The organism is Opitutaceae bacterium (genome assembly GCA_015075305.1).
GTDB lineage: Bacteria > Verrucomicrobiota > Verrucomicrobiia > Opitutales > Opitutaceae > UBA6669.
Genome location: JABTUS010000013.1, coordinates 1 through 17,175 on the forward strand (window position 1 = coordinate 1; position 17,175 = coordinate 17,175).

Here is a 17,175-nt window from a genome sequence, read left to right on the forward strand (position 1 = left end):
GGGCCTGACCGCCCACCTCGACAAACTCTGCTATCACCACGGCGGCATCAGCCTGCCCGCCGACAAGCCGCACGCCTTCGTCTATTTCATCACGATCCACAACGCCTCCGACCACACCGTCACCCTCCTTGGCCGCAAATGGGTGATCGCGCACGCCGACGGCACGCAGCTCGTCGTCGAGGGCGACAAGATCGTCGGCGAGACCCCGCGCCTCGCGCCCGGTGAGCAATTCTCCTACAACAGCTATCATGTGACCGGCAGTGATGCCGTGGTCCGGGGCTGCTTCCACGGCGTCGATGAGGCGGGGCGCCGGATTCATGTCGGGCTGGATCCCTTCGAACTGCGCATCCCACCCGGCGTAGAATAAGGTTCCCGTCACCGGACCCTTCTGCTCCCCTCCCCGCCACAGATGAAGCTCATCGACCTGAATCGCACCGGCGGCATCGGCGCAAACTCGCACCTCATCCGCCTGGGCGATCTCTCGATCCTCGTCGACTGCGGTCTGAATCCGAAACTGAGCGGCCGCGCGGCGACGCCCGATCTCGCCCGGCTGCGCGCCCAGACGCTCGACCTGATCATCGTCACCCACTGCCACCTCGACCACATCGGCAGCCTGCCCCTCGTGATGCGGGAGCATCCCGACACTCCGGTGATCCTTTCGACCGCAAGCCGGATGCTGATCGAGCGCATGCTGCACAATTCGGCGAACGTCATGGCCCGCCAGAAGGAGGAGCTCCAGCTTCCCGAACTCCCGCTCTTCACGCACTCGGAAATCGACCGCCTCAGCAAGCGCTTCACGCCGGTTCCGTTCGGCCAGGCGAAGCGTTTTCGCGGAGGCAGGGACGAGATCGAGATCATCCTGCATCCGGCCGGCCATGTCGTCGGCGCCGCCGGAGTCGAGATCCATCACAAGCACCGGGGCATATTCATCACCGGCGACGTCCTGTTCGAGGACCAGCGCACGCTCTCCGGTGCAAAGTTTCCGGCGGGGCGTTTCGACACGCTGATCATGGAAACCACGCGCGGAGCAACGGAACGGCCCGCCGACAAGGGCCGCGTGCGCGAGTTTGCCAGGCTGATCGACAGCATCAACGACACCATCCAGCGCGGCGGGTCCTATCTCATTCCCGTCTTCGCCCTGGGGCGCATGCAGGAGGTGCTCTCGGTCATCCATGACGCACGGAAATTCGGGAAGCTTGTCGACTGTCCCATATTCGCCTCGGGGCTGGGCATGGACCTCGCGGATTATTTCGACGAGATCGCGCGGAAAACGCGCCAGGTTAACTTCAACCGCAGCATCATCAAGGAGCTCAGGATCAAGCCTGCGCCGCGGAAACTGATTCCGGGAGAGGACCCCCAGCAGAATGGACTCTATGTCATCAGTTCGGGAATGATGGTTGAAAACACGCCCAGCTACACCCTCGCAAGCGGCCTTCTGGGGCACGCCCGAAACACCATCGGTTTCGTCGGTTATTGCGACCCCGAGACTCCCGGTGGCGCCCTGCTGGCCTCCAAACCGGGAGACACCTTTGTCTTCGATGCCCTGCACGTGAAGACGAAGGTCAAGGCCCGCATTGAACGCTTTGAACTGAGCGGTCACGCCGACCGCGACGAACTGCTTCAGTTCGCCCTCCAGACCGAGGCCCGCAGCGTGGTGCTGACCCATGGCGATCCACCCGCCCGCGCCTGGTTCATGCAGCAGCTCACGGATAAGGCGCCCGAGATGAAGCTCCTCGATCCGGTCCCCCTCCAATCCTACCAGGTCTGAGCCGGACCCCTGCGAATCAGACCGGCTGGAGCACCCGCCTGAGCGCCTGAACGGTCTTCTCACCACCTGCGGCGTAGAAAATCCTGCCCATCCCGAGATCGAACTCGCGAAGGGGAAAAACGTCGCCGGTGAAACAAACGAGGCGACCACCCGCCGCCAGAACCATCGGCACGGCGGCGGCAATGTCCCACACCTTCACGTTGTGATCGACAGTGCCATCGAAGATTCCCGCGGCGACATAGGCCAGATGCAGCGCGCTGCTTCCCAGCGCCCGCAGCTTGAAATGCGCCGTTATGCTCTGGGCGTGCGGCGCAAACCGCCGCTCGGACGGGCTGTGAAATCCAATGATGCTCTGCCCCGTCGGCTCCGCCGCAATGACGCCAGCGCGCCGATCGCCATCCATCATTCCAAAGCCCGGACCGCCATGCATCAGCACGCGACGACTGTGATCGTAAATGACCCCATGAACCGGCATCCCGTTCTCAAGCAGTGCCAGGGCTATGGCGCAGTGCGCCAGTCCCGCAGCATAATTGTTGGTTCCATCGATCGGATCGAGAACCCAGGAGAACCGGGCGGTGACGGGAATCGGACCCGGTGCACCGCCAAGCTCCTCGCTGAAGTACTGATCCTCCGGGAAGGCCCCGGAGAGTGTCCGGAAAATGTTCTCCGATATCTCGACATCAACAGCGGTGACCCGCGTGCCGTCGCTCTTCCACCGGCTTTCAACGCGGCCGAATTCACGGTGCAGCAGCGCCGTCTGCGCAAGGACGGCGGATTTCGCCGCTGCGATGCGGACAAGGAGTTCGGAATCGGTTGGTGACGCCACAATCCCAGTGTAGCGCGACGCGCGGACACTGCAAACTGAACCGCGCAGTCCCTGACTTTCGCAATCAATCGTAGTCGTGCAACCGCGGGTCGCGGACCGGATCCACGCGGCGTTTCCTGCGGCGAGCGCGGGCCCTTCCGCTTCCACCGTCCTCCGGCGCCTTTCCGCTGTCCTCCGCCGATTCGGCCGTGTCACCGCCATCTTCGCCACCCAGCCTTTCCTCCAATTCATCCGGATCCACACCCTCCTCCAGCTTTCGAACCGCCTCCTCCATGCGCCCCTCAATCTTCTCGCCGGTCAATTCGGCCATCCGTCTCAGGACCTTCCCCATTTCCCGCGGATTGGCTTCATCCAAGTGCTCGAATTCACGCTCAACCTGGCTCAGCGCCGCCTCCGACCGGGCATCCTCGGCCCGGCTGTCCGGCCCGGTCGGCGCCACGGGCGCTTCCTTGACTCCGGTGTTCACGGCAAAACGCGACACGATTTTTTGCATGCGAAACTTCGGATTGTCAGGACACTTCGGAATGCGCGCGGCCTGTGCCTGCGTCTTCGCAAGGAACTGGTAGATCCGGTTGTTGTCGGGACAATAGAATTCAAAAATTGGCATGATTTGAAGACTCCCGGACCTAATCGGTGTCCTGCCTTCTGGCAAGTTGATGACCGTGTCGGACTACAGTCTGCCTTCCCTTGCAATTGAGGCCATCCAGCACCTGGGCCAGGCGACGGCGCTTCTCATCGGCCTGCGCAAACATTTCCATCTGCGCACTCGCGTCCTCAACGCCGGAGAAACGCACGCTCACAAGGCGGAGCGGCCTCCTCTGCGTCCACGCTTCGCGAACCAGCGTTTCCACCAGGGAGCAGAATGGCACCTCCAGGTCGGTCGCGCTGTCCAGACTCCTGCCGTGGCTCGCCTGGGTGAAATCCGGATAGCGGACCTTGATCGTCATGGTCTTCACCCGCTTGTGATCCGCACGGATTCCCCTCATCAGCTCATCGACCATTCTTTTCACGATGCGCACGATTTCACCGAAGTCGGAAATGTCCGTCCCGAACGTCTCCTGCTGGGAATAGCTCTTGGCGTCTTCGCGCTCCACTTCAACCCGCCCGGAATCCTCTCCCCTGGCTCGCGCAAGCATCAACTGCCAGCCTTCGCCAAGCAGGTCCTTCAGTTCGCGCTCGCTCCTGTTGAATAGATCGCGGACGAGCCTGATGCCGCGCGCTACAAGGTGCTCCTCGGTTTTTGGCCCCACCCCCGGCAGCTTCCCGATGGGCAGTGGAGCGAGAAACTCGGCCTCGGTCCCCGCCGCCACGACAACAAAACCGCGGGGCTTGCGCAGCTTCGATGCAATTTGCGCCACGAGCTTGTTGCGCGCAATACCGAATGAAACCGCCAGCTCCAGAGTCTCCCAGATTCTTCGCTGCAACGCACGCACGTCCGATTCCAAGGCCTCTGGCGAGGCGTGTCCGCAGGGACTCAGATCCAGATAGCCTTCATCGATGGAATTGCGCTGCACAAGGGGCGTCAGCGTTTCGCACAGGTCGAACATCCTTCGCGACATCGTCCCGTACAATCCCGCCGTGTGCGGAATCAGTATCAGTTCCGGACACACGCGAAGCGCGCGCGCCGTGGGCATCGGAGTGTAGACCCCGCACGCACGCGCCTCGTAGCTCGCCGAGGAGATGATCCCTCTCTCCCTCCCGCCAACTGCGCACTTTTTCCCGCGGAGCGACGGATTCCTCGCCTGCTCACAGGCCACGAAGAAAGCATCCGCGTCAAGATGCACGATGGTGGAAAACCCGCTCATGTCGCCTGCGTTCCTGTGTTCGCGGACGAGTCCGCAGGTTCACCCGACTCCAACCCGGGCATGCTCCCGATCGGCGACAGCTCCTCGAAGTGGAACACAGCCCGCCCCTCGGCCCGGCTCTGCGGCATGGACACGCGGAAGCGTGCCTCCCAGTCGCCATTGCCGTCGCCGTCGACCAGGACATGCGCCACGCGCCATTCCACGGCATCGGTTTCATCAAAGTGGCTGTTCTTCGCCGACCTGCCTTCGGGATCCAGCCGGAATCTGCCGCGCTCCTCGAAGTAGGTTAGAAACGCCTTCTCGATCCGGCGAACCTCCGCCAGTGCGGTGATCGGATCCGCGATCGGCGCCGCCCCAAGTCGCTCCGCCGCCGCCTCCCAGTCCCGCGCCGCCGCATCCTGAAGAAACCCAAGGTACGCGGCACGCACCAGGCGCCTGAAGCCATCGCGGTCCCGCGTGATGTCAAACGATTCCGGCCGCGCGGGCTTCTCCGCAGGGTCGGCGCTGACAAAGGAGGGGTTCCTGATGCGCTCCCATTCCTCAAGCAGGCTCGAATCAACACCCCGGATCAGTTCCTGGAAATAGGACTCCATCTCCACCACGGCCTCTGTCTTCGCCTGATCGGGCACCGTCTGCGAAAGCACTTTCCAGGTCTGCGAGAGATGCCTCAGCAGAAGTCCTTTCGAACGTTCAAGTCCGTACTCGCGGACATAGTCCGCGAACGAGAGGTAGCGCTCGAACATCTCCCGCGCTATCGACTTCGGCCTGACATTCTCGTCCTCAACCCACGGGTGCGCCTGCTTGAAGGCATTGAAGGTCTCGTAAAGAAATTCGCGCAGGGGTTTGGGATGCTCGACCTGCTCGAGCTTCTCCATCCGCTCCTCATAGGACAGCCCCTCCGCGCGCATCTCCTCCAGCTTGCGCGACTTCTCGCGATCCACCTGCTTCCGAAGTATGGCTTCAGGGTCCTCAACGATCGACTCGCACAGCGTCAGCACGTCAAACGGATAGTCCGCCGATGCCCGGTCGAGCAGCTTGAGCGTGTCGAGCAGATACAACGACAGCGCCTGATGCAGGGAAAAATCATCCTGGAGATCCACATTGACGCGGAGGCGCCTCCCCGAGGCATGCGGAGGAATCCACTCCACAATCCGGCGGTCGATCAGCGAACGAAAAAGCTGAAAGGCCCGGCGCTTGATCTGCAGTTTCCTTCCCGCGGATTCATGGGAGTCGGCGATCAGTTGCTTGATCGCCCGGCAACCGTCGGCCTCCCGATTGAGCATGAGCAGCAGCATCCCATGGGAAACTTCAAATCGCGACGTCAACGCCTCCGACGGCGCCGTCTGCAGCCGCTCGAATGTCCGCGCGTCCCACCCGACCGCCCCCTCGGGCGCGCTTCGCTTCACGAGCTTCTTCAATTTCCTCGGATCTCCCGCGGCGCGCTCCTCCGCGCGCTTGTTCTCGATCACGTGCTCCGGTGCCTGCGCGACAACATAGCCGCGATCGTCGAACCCCCGCCTGCCCGCCCGGCCCGCCACCTGCCTGAAGTCCCTCACATTGAGAACGGCCGCCTTTCTGCCGTCGAACTTCCACAGCTGGGTGAAAACGACGGTGCGAATGGGGACATTGATGCCCACTCCAAGGGTGTCCGTTCCGCAGATGAGCTTGAGCATCCCCTTCTGAGCCAGCGATTCCACAAGGATGCGGTACTTCGGCAGCAGTCCCGCATGGTGCACTCCCACGCCATGCCGAAGCCAGCGTTTCACATCCTTGCCATAGGGGCTGTTGAAACGCACCCCTTCAAGCGCTGCGGCGATGGCCGCCTTTTCCTCCTTCGAGCACAGCGAAAGGCTCATGGCATCCTGCGCTCCGTCCGAGGCCGCCCTTTGCGTGAAATAGACGAGGTAGATGGGAGCGCGTTTCTCAAGGACCAGTTGCGCCACCTTCTCCATCAGCGGCGTCTCCGAGTAGGAAAACTCCAGCGGCACCGGCCGGCGATCGCTCCGTATTGTCACGCTTCCCGCTCCGGTGACGCGCGACAACTCCCGCTCAAAAAAATCCGTCGCCCCCAGCGTCGCCGACATCAGGAGGAAGCGGCACTGCGGCATCGCGAGCAGGGGCACCTGCCAGGCGGTCCCGCGATCCGCATCCGAGTAGTAGTGAAACTCGTCCATGATGACGGCACGCATGTCGCTCTTCTCACCGTGCGCCAGCGCGATGTTCGCCAGTATTTCGGCCGTGCAGCACAGGACCCTGGCCTGCGGATTGACGCTCGCGTCCCCGGTCATCATGCCCACGTTTTCGGCTCCGAAGTCCCGGCAGAGGGACAGGAACTTCTCATTCACCAGCGCCTTGATCGGACACGTGTAGATGGACCGCTCGCCGGCGCAGAGGGCCTTGAAATGAAAGGCCGCGGCGACGAGTGATTTGCCCGAACCCGTCGGCGTTGCCAGAATGACATTGTTCCCTCCAAAAAGCTCAAGGATCGCCTCCTCCTGTTCGGGATACAGTTCCATCCCCCGATCCGCCATGACCTCGAGAAATCTCGCGAGCACGGCCTCCCCATCCGCGCCCGGGGGAAGCGGCGCGAGGGGGGGAACGGAAGGGAGGCCGGACGCAGGCATGCCAACAGCAGGAGCACAGGTTGGCGGGGAGACAAGTTCACGCTCGGGATCCGGCAAAGGTTTCGTCTGAAGAAATCCAAGCTTCCGCATTGCCCTCCGCGCCCGGTCCTGCCACTCGTGATTTCCCTATGGGACGCCAATGGCTTCATGCAAAACGAGCGATCGTGAACCTCAAGAAAGGTCAGGTCGTCGGCAAGATCGTCAAGGAACTCACCGTGGCGGCGAAGCTGGGCGGCGCCGACCCCGCGGGCAACGCACGGCTTTTCGCCGCGCTTGAAAAGGCCCGCAAGGCGAGCGTCTCCCGCGATGTCATCGAGCGCGCGATCAAGAAGGGTGCCGGGGGCGGCGACGACAAGTCATCGCTCGAACACGTCGTCTTCGAAGGCTACGCGCCGCACAAGGTTCCCATCATCGTGGAGATCTACACGGACAACCACCAGCGCACCGCGTCCGAGGTGCGCGTCCTCTTCAAGAAGGGCGTGCTCGGCAATGCGGGAAGCAACAAGTTCCTCTTCGACCATGTAGGCATCGTCGAGGCGCATCACACGGATGCCGCCGCCGACATCGAAGCCGCCGCCATCGAAGCGGGGGCGAACGATTTTGAAGCGCTGTCGCACACCCAGAATGACGACATTCCCGAAGGCCACGCGGGCGCAAAATTCCTGACCGACCGAACCGCGGTGCACGCCGTCTCCACCTGGCTCAAGTCCAATGGATGGTCCGTAGTGACCAGCGAGATTGGCTATGTTGCGAAGTCGTATCCGGAACTCGACGACAACGTTCGAGCCGAGGTCGGTGAGTTTCTGCAGTCCATCGAGGACCACGACGACGTGCAGCGGGTCTGGGCCGCCGTGAGGTAACCGGAGGGTTCACGATTGTCAGAACGGGAAGCCGACCGAAAAGTGGAGCGTGCCTTTCGGATCCCCCTCCCGCCGGCGCAGGTTCCGCCCGTATTCCAGGCGCACGGGTCCGACAATCGTCTGGTATCTCACTCCCAGACCCAGTGAATAGAGTCGTTCGCTGAAGGGATAGTCCGCCAGCGAAACCGCCGTGCCAAGCGCGTCCATGAAGATCACCGACGACCAGTTCGCGGTGATCCGCTGTTCGACCTCCGCATTGAGGATGACCCGGCTCTTTGCGCCAATGAACCGTCCATCGGCTCCGCGCGGAGCGGCCCCGCCGTTCTGGTATCCGCGGATTGAGCTCTCCCCTCCAGGGAAGAAGCGCTTGTTCACCGGAAGATCGCGATCATTCCTGGCTCCCAGGGTCGTGATCGCCCCATGCGCGAAGCCGAGGTGAATCCAGCGGGAGCGCCCCCACGCGGTGTGGTAGGATCCGCCAAGCTCAAATATCTGATAGTCGACCTCGCCGGCCAGCAGCTTGCTCGCCGCCTCGACCTGGGCGAACCAATGGTAGCCGCGCCGCGGACGCAGCGGATTGTCCCGTCGATCGAGCGTCACGCCGGCCTCCACCGCCCCCACGGTCACAAGGCGTTCATCCTCCGCCCGGGTCGACAGCTCGTTGGAGCGGTTCCTCAGCGCCTGATACGTGTAGCCCGCCCTTCCCTCCATCCCCCGCCCCAGCCTTTTCCTCAGCACCGCGCTCACGCCGTATTCCTCCCGCAGGAATGACGCCTCCTCGCGTCTCAGGCCGAAAAGCCGCGCCGTGCCGTCGATCGTCTCGCCGAACAGCTCGGGCACCGAATAGAGGAGCTCCCCGCGGGTGCTCTTCATCGACTGCACGAGCGTGAGCCGGCTCTGGTGCGCCCGCCCGAACAGATTGAGCTGCCGCCACTCTACACCGCCGCGCAGCTGCTCGTAGCTTCCGTAGCCGAGAAGCAGGTTCGTCTCCCATCGCGGCAGTTCCTTCAGGTTGAAAATCACACCGCGCTCCGAACCGGTTTCCGGTTCGATCTCCGTGCGGACCGAGGAAAATATGCCGAGTCGGGCAAGGCGGATCCTGGCATCCTCCACATCGAGGAGGTTCAACGGGCGTCCGGCATGAAGCTTCACCCTGCGCTGGAGAACGGACGGTTGCGTGTATCCACTTCCTTCATACTTGACTCCGCCAAGCGTAACGCGCTCTCCCGGAACGACCGTCACGATGACGGAAAGCGGAAGTTCGCCGCCCGCGGCCTCGCCCGCGCGCTGTTCAAACCGGATTGCAGCATCGGGATACCCCTGCCGCAGCGCCGCATCACGGATGCCTCTCGCCAGATCCTGCTGCCAGAGCGGAGTCCAGGCCCTGTCCCTCCACGTTCCGGTGTCAAACTCGATCGTCGTGCCCTCCGTGCCCACCACCGACAGTTCCTTCACCCAGTGGCGCGGCCCCTCCCTCACTTCGATAAGAATGTCGGTGTTCCCATCGTTCGCGTCCTTCGCCACCCGCGCCGTCACCCGGGCTCCGCCGTAGCCCAGCAGCCGCAGTCCATCCAGGAGGCTCTCCGCGGACCGCTCGAGGCGCCCCGGCGAATAGGCGCGCGCCGACGCCCGCTGCCAGAGCGCATCCATCGGACGGAAATACGCCTCAGCCTCCTGCGCCGCCATCGCATGCAGTCCCTCGAAGCGCACGGAGTTGATGGTGGATCGGATGCCGGGAGCGATCACAAACTCCACCTTTCGCGCTGACAGCGGCCGCGGAAGCACCGTGAGCAGGCGTTCGTCAAAAACATGCGATGTCCGCTCTTCAACGCCTTCAGACTGGATGCTGGCGGTCACCCGCGGGTGCCTGAAACCCTCCTCCGTCAGGGCGCTGATCAGGAGGAACGCGGCGTCCTCAATTGCATTCGCATCCATCGTTGCACCGCGTTCAGGTCCCAGCAGCCGGTTGAGCAGGGCCACCTGTTCGCGATCCCCCCAGAATCCCAGCCCGCTCACCTGAATCTCCGCCTTCGTTCTCGCATTCGAGGCTGTCCCCGAAGCGCACGCCATTGGAAGAGTCGCACATCCGGTGAGAATCATTACGATGCCGAGCCTGCGGATCCAGGGGCTCATGCTCAATGACTCATCCCTCATGGCCGGCCCGCCCCCTCTTTTCCTTCTCCAGCCTCACCCGGTCCGGGAGCCGCGTCCCTCGGGCGATCTCGAAAGGCCCGCCACTTCACTCCGACATTGTATTCGTCAAACTCATCGTACTCGCCTGTGAGCGACCACCTCTGATCAAGGGGCACCTCCAAGGCATACGTTTCGCGTCCCTCCCGTGAAACCCGTTCGCCCACTGTGAGGGAAAAGTTCTCCGCCTGGGAGGCATCGGCGCCAAGCTGTCCGGCAAGCGCCTGACCGAGGTAGGCGCCAAGTCGCAGGGCGCGCTGCTGGGCCGAAAACGCAATTTCGCCCTGCGGCGCCTCACCCGCCATCACAAGGCGAAGCACCTGCTCGGAATCCAGCGGAGGGCTGGATGAAAACACGATGTTCGGGTGGGCCGCAGACCCCGTCATCTCCATGCGCAGATCGTAGCCCATGCGACGGCTCGCGCCCTCCAGCGACACCCGGGGGTCATACGGGGCCGACTCCACAAGGCTCACGCCGGCCTGCTCCACCTGAAACGTCGCAAAGGGGAGCATGACCCTGCCCTCATCGATCACAACCTCCCCCACCGCCAGCGGCTCCGCCAGCGTCCCCGCCAGGCGAAAATGCGCCGACGCAACACCCGAGAAGAGCGGGCTCTTCAAGCGGAGGAACCGCCCGCCTTCAACGTCCACACCCAGTTTCCATCCGGCAAAGGGCTCCGTAGTGACCGAGAAATAGGGAGGCCTGCGCAGCGGCGACGCGCGTATTGAGTCGCTGGATACAATCGACCGGAGATCCATGAGGAGCAGGCTGTCGCGCAGCACCGCCCTGCCGGCGATCTCGCCGCCTCCCCGCTCGGTCGTCCGAACGCGCAGATCGACATCCCCGCGCACGAGGAGTCCCGCCTGCCGGACCAGGGGAAGATTCGATCCCTTCAGATTGAACGCCATCCGCCATTCTCCACCGTCCCCGCGTGTCGCTTCACCCGCGGCTGACACGGGCTGACCGCCCGACCTGGCCTCAAACCTGCCGATGCGCACCGTGCGCCCGTCGAGGACGATGTCGGCATCGACATCCTGCAGCGCGCCGAGCGGTCCGAGCACCGGCCGCGATGCCGCGCCCCGCAGGTGCGCCTCTCCGGTCCACTTCATCCCTGGCTTCAACGCAACCTCGATCGCGACACTCCCATTGGGCGAGATCCACCGGTCCGCAATCGACGCAAACGCCTCGAGCCTTGTCTCCGGCACCGCAAGTTCCGCGTCCAGATGCGACGAGATCCAGGCCTGCCAGCCGCTCCATCCGCCCCCCGGCCATTCCGCAGGCAGGGGAAGCCGGCCGCTCGCCTTCACGGTCTGTCCCGACAGCCGCGCTGAAAACTCCTGCAGTCTCAGGCTTGCGCCATCGCCCACGACGCGCGCACGCAGCTCCTCAACCGCCGGCAATCGCCCCGTCCCTTGCCTCGCGGGCATGAGGATCCTGTCCACCGCAACCGTCGCCTCACCTCGCGGAGCCTTGAGTGTGCCGGCCACGCGCACCGCGACGCGCGGGTCCACAAGCGCCAAGCCACAGGAATCACCAACCCATTTCCAAAAGGAGGCATTTCGATCAAGATCCAGTTCGAGTCCAAGATCCTGATCGTGCATCAAGGTGATCCCCCACGATGGGAGCGCGTGAAGGCTGGCCGGAATCCTTCCCGTCATCCGGGCAATGGGTGTTCCCCCCGATGCAATGTCGAGCCGGGAGACCTCCATCCCCGCCGCATCGCCGCGCGCCGTCAGCGCAATCGCCGGCCTTCCTTGCCCACCAAGATCAACCTCCCCGCCCCCCTGCACCGCAAACGTGACAGGCCCGCGACTCCATTCCGCTTCGAGCTTCAGCGCATGGACCTTCCAGTCGGGGCCGTCATGCGCAACAAATCCAGCGAGCCAGGCAGGTGCCAGTCCCTTCACATCCAGCTCCACCCGCCCCTGCTCACCGCCGACGCCGTCCAGCGACATGTACCCCGCAGGGCCACGCAGTCGTAACCCTTCGATACGCAAATGAGGCTCCCACTCTATCGTCGCCTGCCCCTCCAGCGACAATCGCATCTCTGCTCCGTGAAACAATTGGAGCGACTTGATCAAAGCGCCATCGCGATCGGCGCTGCCACTCGCAGTCAGCATTTCGTCGGTCCCCTCAAGCGACAGCGCGAAGCCATTTAAGCGTTCTCCGCTCCCGTTCCATGCACCCTTGAGCGACTTCGCCGACGCCTGCTTCCACCTTGGCTTCGTCAAAGCTATTTCCCCACTGTGCGTGAGCCGAGTCAGCGGGCCTTCCGCAGTTGCACTAAATCGCGCATCGTCAAAACCGACGTCGACCCCCAGCCACCGCGCAACAAACGATGACTGCGCAACGCCTTCAATCGAACCGTTTGTGACATTGCCCGTGGAAAAATCGTAGTCGCCCTTGAGGGAAACCGCCCCCCACGGCTTCGATTGAAAACTGGCGGATCGAACGCTCAGGTTCGGCCAGGAAAACTCCGCCGACGCCTGCGCCGTGGAAGCATCCCAGCCTTTCCCGCGGAGCCTGTCCGCCTTGAATTCGCCTGTCAGCGCAAGCCTGCCATCCCGCGTTCTCATGACTTGCGCGCTCCCGTCAATTTTCCCCTCCGCTTCCAATCCAGGAAACCTGCTCAGATCCGCCTCGATACGGATTTCCGTCTCGGGCGAAAGCAGCGCGCCGCCACGGGCGACAATCACCGGTGCCGCAAGGCTGGCCGACAACCCCGGGCCGGTGATCGAAATCCGCTGCACGGTCAGCGCCTGCACGTCTCCCGAAAAGCCAAGCTCCAGACTCAGCGGCGGCAGTCCTTTCATCGCGTTTGGGGCGGGCTGCGCCCGTGCATGAATCGCCGCGGAGAACCGCCCCTGGCTCCACTCGAGTTCAAGCCCCCCGCCCACGTCCTCATAAGCGGGAGCCAGACCAGCGTCGCGCCCCGCAAGCGTCCAGTCCGCCGCGGATATTGAGGCGGCCTCGGGCAGCCAGCCGCGCTCCGCGAAATGCGCCCGCATCGCACCCTGCTGCCCGCGGAATTCAACCCGGCCCTCCGCTGAATCTGGCGTGGTGCTCGTTGCCGTCAGCCGCCATTTTTCCTCAGCAGAGGCCAGTTCCACGGTCAGTCCACCTTGCTGCGGCCAGGTCAGCCGACCGTCGGCACTCAACCGCCCCCACTGCAGACCCGAAACACCGAGCGAGTCATTGCGCCACAATGCAGAGGCCGTGCGAATTTCGTCCCGCCCCGGCAGCGCGATGCGGCCGCTTCCAAGTCGAACATCGGCAAACCAGTTGTCGATCGAATGGAGGATGCGATCCAGGCGCTCACGCAAATCCACCCAGCCGCGGATGGGGGGTGATGACACAGCGGCCGGCGCTTCCGGACTGACGATATCCACGCTCCAGTCGTCGGCAGCCCAGCTTCCGAGTCGCCCGCGATTCTGAAGCATCCGCCATGGGCTCAAGTCGCCTTCGATTCGCGCCGCGCGCGCGTCGAAGCCGCGCCCCTGCCAGCGGACATTGTGCAGCGCAATACGTCCACCATCGAGCCGCTCCAGCCGCTCGAAGCTCATCCCATGCCGCCGCCCCGCCAGCTTCAGCGGTCCGCCGATCCACAGGGGCAGCGTCAGCAGCGCCGCCAGCAGAATCACCGGCAGGCAGACAAGGACGATGAGGGCGCGACGCATGGAATGATCACGCGCATTCCACGGCGGCTCGTCGACAGCGTTATGCTGTTTCAAGTCCGCTGCGTGCAAGCAGCGCGGTGAGATCAGGATCCCGACCCATGAAGGCGCGGTACAGTTCCTCAGGATCCGCGGAATTTCCCCTGCTGAGAATCTCCTTCACAAACGCCGCGCCGGTCTCGGAATTGAAGACACCCTCCTTCTGAAACCGGGTGAACGCATCGGCGTCCAACACCTCCGCCCACTTGTACGAATAGTAGCCGGCCGCATAACCGACCGGATCGCTGAAAAGATGGTTGAAGCGGAGCAGGATGGTCCGGCCGGGCGGCACCGTCGGGATGATGCAGTCCGCCACCACCGCACGCGCCTTGGCTTCGATGTCGCCATCGAGAAACTCCGCCGTGCGCATGTGAAGCGCGAGGTCCATCTTCGCGAACTGTATCTGCCGCATGACCGCAGCCGCACCGCGGAACCGCCGGGCTGCGATCATCTTCCTGAAGAGTGGCTCGGGGATGGGTTCGCCCGTCTCATGATGCCGCGCAAAGAGATCGAGCCCCGCCCTCTCCCAGGTCCAGTTTTCCAGGATCTGCGACGGGAGTTCGACAAAGTCCCAGGCCACATTGACGCCATTGAGCGACTTGATCTCCACCTCTCCGAGGAGGTGATGCAGCAGATGGCCGAATTCGTGAAAGACCGTCTCGACCTCGCGATGGGTCAGCAGCGCCTGCCGCCCTCCGATCGGTGGCGTCAGATTGCCGCAGATGTAGCCGAGATGGGGTTCGCGTCCCGACGGCGGACTCACTCCACCCGTCAGCAAATAACCCATCCAGGCTCCGCCGCGCTTCGATTCGCGGGGGTGCCAGTCGGCATAGAACGACCCCAGGTGGCGTTTCCTTCGGTCGAAAAGATCGTAGAATCTTACCTCCGGGTGCCAGACCTCAACGCTTCCCGCGGGGCGCTCAACGATGGTCAGGCCGAGCACGCGGTCCGCGATTTCGAAAAGTCCGGAGATCACGCGGTCCATCGGGAAATAGGGGCGAAGCGCCTCCTCGTCAAAATCGTACCGATCCTTCCGCAGGCGTTCCGCCCAGAAGGAAACCTCCCACGCCTTCAGCGTTTCCGACGGGACGCCGAGGCGCTTCGCCTTGAAGTCCTCCAGTTCGCGGCATTCACGCCTGAAGGGATCCTGCGCACGGGCCTTCAAATCCTCGATGAAGGCCAAGGCGCGCGCACCCGTCTTCGCCATGCGGCGCTCCAGCACGAGGTCCGCAAAATGGGATTTGCCGAGAAGCGACGCCTTCTCCGCCCGGAGCGTCAGGATGCGCCGGACGAGATCCGCATTGTCATGCGGAGCCACGGAACCGACGGAGACAAATGCCGACCACACCTGCCGGCGGAGATCCTCGTTCTCCGCATAGGTGAGGACCGGCTCGATCGACGGCCCGTGCAGCGTGAATCGCCAGACCGGTTTCTCCGGAGTGCCGAGCCCCTTGCGCTCCGCATTGGCGCGCGCGGCCGCCTTCGCGTGCGCCGGCAGTCCCTCGAGCTTCGATTCATCCTCGACCAGAAGCTGCCAGGCGTTCGTCGCATCGAGCACGTTTTCCGAATACTTCTGCGTGATCTGGGCAAGCTCACTCTGGAGTTCCTCGAGCCGCCCGCGCTGGGCCTCGGGGAGATCCGCACCGGCAAGTCGGAACGACGCCCCGGTCTCCTCGATCAGGCGCGCATGGATTCCCTTCAACGCGCGTCCTTCCGCGGATTCGCCAAAACTCTTCAACCGCGCCCACAACGGGGCGTTCAACGGAATTTTGGCAAAGAAGGCCGACACCTTTGGCAGCATCGCATTGTGAGCCTCGCGGATCGCGGGCGCATCGGCGACCGACTGCAGGTGCGTGACTTTTCCCCAGGCGAAATTCAGCTCCTCCGTCGACCGCTCGAGCGCCAGGTACGTATTGTCATACGTGAGCGTCCCCATGTCCCGCGACGCAATGGCCGCTATGGCCGCCTCGGCGCGGCTCAGCGCCAGTTCGATGTCGGGAACAATGCGTTCAGCCGAATGCTGCGACCACCGGATCTCAAACGCCGGGTCATTGAAGGGATGCTCACTCATTTCCAGTGAAGCAACCGCACCCGCGGCTCAGGTCAAGTCATGTCGCGCAGGCGCGCAAGGGCCGTCGTGCAGGCCGTGGCGATCATTGTGATGTCCAGGCTGTAGGCAACGAACCGATAGCCTTCCCGAAGCAGCTTTTCGGCAGCATCAGGATCGGACGGCACGGCATGAATGCCCGGGACAATCCGGTTGCGCGTGCATGCGGCGAGAATCCTGGCTTTCGCAGCCAGATAGTCGGGGTGCGAGAACTGCGCGGGAATCCCCATGGAAGCCGTCAGGTCGTAGGGTCCGATGAACACCGCGTCGATGCCGGGCACCGAGAGAATCTCGTCGATCGCATCGACGGCATCAATGTGCTCGATCTGGACGGCGACCAGCACCTCCTCGTTCGCGCGCACCAGTTCATCCTCGACCCGGAGTCCATAACCGTTCGCACGACAGAACCCGACGCCACGAAGCCCGACCGGCGGGTACTTGCACGCCTGCACAAGCAGACTGGCTTCCGCTGCGGTTCGAACCAAGGGGGCGACCACGCCGTCGGCACCGGCGTCGAGGTACCGCTTGACCCAGGCATAGTCCACCCCGTGCAACCGCACAAGCGCTCCGCAGGCGGGGTTGCCCGAACGAATCGCTTGGAAAAGGCGCTGTGCCTCGGGAAGATCCACCGCCGAGTGTTCGCTGTCCACACAGAGGAAGTCGAACCCGCAGGATGCCATCAGCTCCGCGAGCATCGGACTCCCGCTGTTGAGCCAGCTTCCGAGGATGGTTCGTCCTTCGCGAAGGCGCCTGCGGAGATTGGGTCGGGTTGGAATTGCAGTCATGGAAATCTAGGAATGAGAAAGTCCTTAACGGGAATCTTCACGACCAGTTTCAGAACCTCAACCGTGGCACTGTCAATCCTCACGCCACCGCGGTGGGCGTCCAACGGGGTGAAGAGCGAAAAGATGCCAGGCTCCGCAACCACCCGCCCCGCTGGGGACCGCGAATCATAGAAAATGAGGTCCCGGGTCTCATCATAGTCGCCAAAAGGCTTAAGCAATCCCCTCGGACACCACTCGATCACCTCGCCTCCCGCGAGGGTGTATTGAAGATCCACGTGCCTCCGGTGCGTTTCAAAGCGGGCGGAGGATTCAATCACCGTCGCATAGCGGAGGATCAATGCGCGCATCCCGTCGCCGATGTCGAAGCTCCCTTCCTTCGGTTCCGGCGGCAGCGACCTGATCCAGGCGACCGCTCGCACCGCCGCTGCACCGCAGGCATCCAGCCCAAGGTCCTCAAAGTCGCGCAGTTGACCGCAAATCATGCCAGGTTCGTCACG

At 63.5% G+C, this 17,175-nt stretch carries 12 protein-coding genes; 3 read left to right on the forward strand and 9 right to left on the reverse strand.

The window, feature by feature from the left end; all coding sequences use genetic code 11:
• The first annotated feature begins 4 nt into the window (after positions 1 to 4).
• Positions 5 to 367 carry an ApaG domain gene (locus tag HS122_19790; protein MBE7540637.1) on the forward strand — a complete coding sequence of 121 codons (363 nt, stop codon included), beginning with the start codon at positions 5 to 7 and terminating at the stop codon, positions 365 to 367.
• A 42-nt stretch (positions 368 to 409) separates the two neighbouring features.
• Entirely contained in the window at positions 410 to 1,768 is a 1,359-nt protein-coding gene (locus tag HS122_19795; GenBank protein ID MBE7540638.1) for an MBL fold metallo-hydrolase, read from the forward strand.
• Positions 1,769 to 1,784: 16 nt separating this feature from the next.
• Here the strand turns inward: HS122_19795 and HS122_19800 are convergent, their stop codons facing one another.
• The 4 genes from HS122_19800 to HS122_19815 form a co-directional block, all read right to left on the reverse strand.
• Positions 1,785 to 2,597: an inositol monophosphatase gene (locus HS122_19800; GenBank protein ID MBE7540639.1), complete on the reverse strand. Its 813-nt coding sequence runs from the start codon at positions 2,595 to 2,597 to the stop codon at positions 1,785 to 1,787.
• A 61-nt stretch (positions 2,598 to 2,658) separates the two neighbouring features.
• Positions 2,659 to 3,201: an FmdB family transcriptional regulator gene (locus tag HS122_19805; protein MBE7540640.1), complete on the reverse strand. Its 543-nt coding sequence runs from the start codon at positions 3,199 to 3,201 to the stop codon at positions 2,659 to 2,661.
• Between the two features lie 19 nt (positions 3,202 to 3,220).
• Positions 3,221 to 4,399, reverse strand: a complete 1,179-nt coding sequence (dinB, locus tag HS122_19810; GenBank protein ID MBE7540641.1) for a DNA polymerase IV — start codon at positions 4,397 to 4,399, stop codon at positions 3,221 to 3,223.
• Positions 4,396 to 7,023 carry a DUF3516 domain-containing protein gene (locus HS122_19815; protein MBE7540642.1) on the reverse strand — a complete coding sequence of 876 codons (2,628 nt, stop codon included), beginning with the start codon at positions 7,021 to 7,023 and terminating at the stop codon, positions 4,396 to 4,398. The genes dinB and HS122_19815 overlap by 4 nt, the downstream gene beginning before the upstream one ends.
• A gap of 128 nt (positions 7,024 to 7,151) precedes the next feature.
• Here HS122_19815 and HS122_19820 point away from each other — a divergent pair, with 128 nt between their 5' ends.
• Entirely contained in the window at positions 7,152 to 7,883 is a 732-nt protein-coding gene (locus HS122_19820) for a YebC/PmpR family DNA-binding transcriptional regulator (protein ID MBE7540643.1), read from the forward strand.
• Positions 7,884 to 7,901: 18 nt separating this feature from the next.
• Here the strand turns inward: HS122_19820 and HS122_19825 are convergent, their stop codons facing one another.
• The 5 genes from HS122_19825 to HS122_19845 are packed head-to-tail and all read right to left on the reverse strand — an operon-like array spanning position 7,902 to position 17,160.
• Entirely contained in the window at positions 7,902 to 10,016 is a 2,115-nt protein-coding gene (locus HS122_19825) for a BamA/TamA family outer membrane protein (GenBank protein MBE7540644.1), read from the reverse strand.
• A 17-nt stretch (positions 10,017 to 10,033) separates the two neighbouring features.
• Complete coding sequence (locus tag HS122_19830) at positions 10,034 to 13,750, reverse strand: translocation/assembly module TamB domain-containing protein (protein ID MBE7540645.1); 3,717 nt, start codon at positions 13,748 to 13,750, stop codon at positions 10,034 to 10,036.
• Between the two features lie 40 nt (positions 13,751 to 13,790).
• On the reverse strand, positions 13,791 to 15,857 hold the full coding sequence (locus tag HS122_19835) for a M3 family metallopeptidase (protein MBE7540646.1): 2,067 nt from the start codon (positions 15,855 to 15,857) through the stop codon (positions 13,791 to 13,793).
• A 32-nt stretch (positions 15,858 to 15,889) separates the two neighbouring features.
• Positions 15,890 to 16,678: a 2,4-dihydroxyhept-2-ene-1,7-dioic acid aldolase gene (locus tag HS122_19840; protein MBE7540647.1), complete on the reverse strand. Its 789-nt coding sequence runs from the start codon at positions 16,676 to 16,678 to the stop codon at positions 15,890 to 15,892.
• Positions 16,675 to 17,160 carry a YhcH/YjgK/YiaL family protein gene (locus HS122_19845; protein ID MBE7540648.1) on the reverse strand — a complete coding sequence of 162 codons (486 nt, stop codon included), beginning with the start codon at positions 17,158 to 17,160 and terminating at the stop codon, positions 16,675 to 16,677. The genes HS122_19840 and HS122_19845 overlap by 4 nt, the downstream gene beginning before the upstream one ends.
• Positions 17,161 to 17,175: the final 15 nt, after the last annotated feature.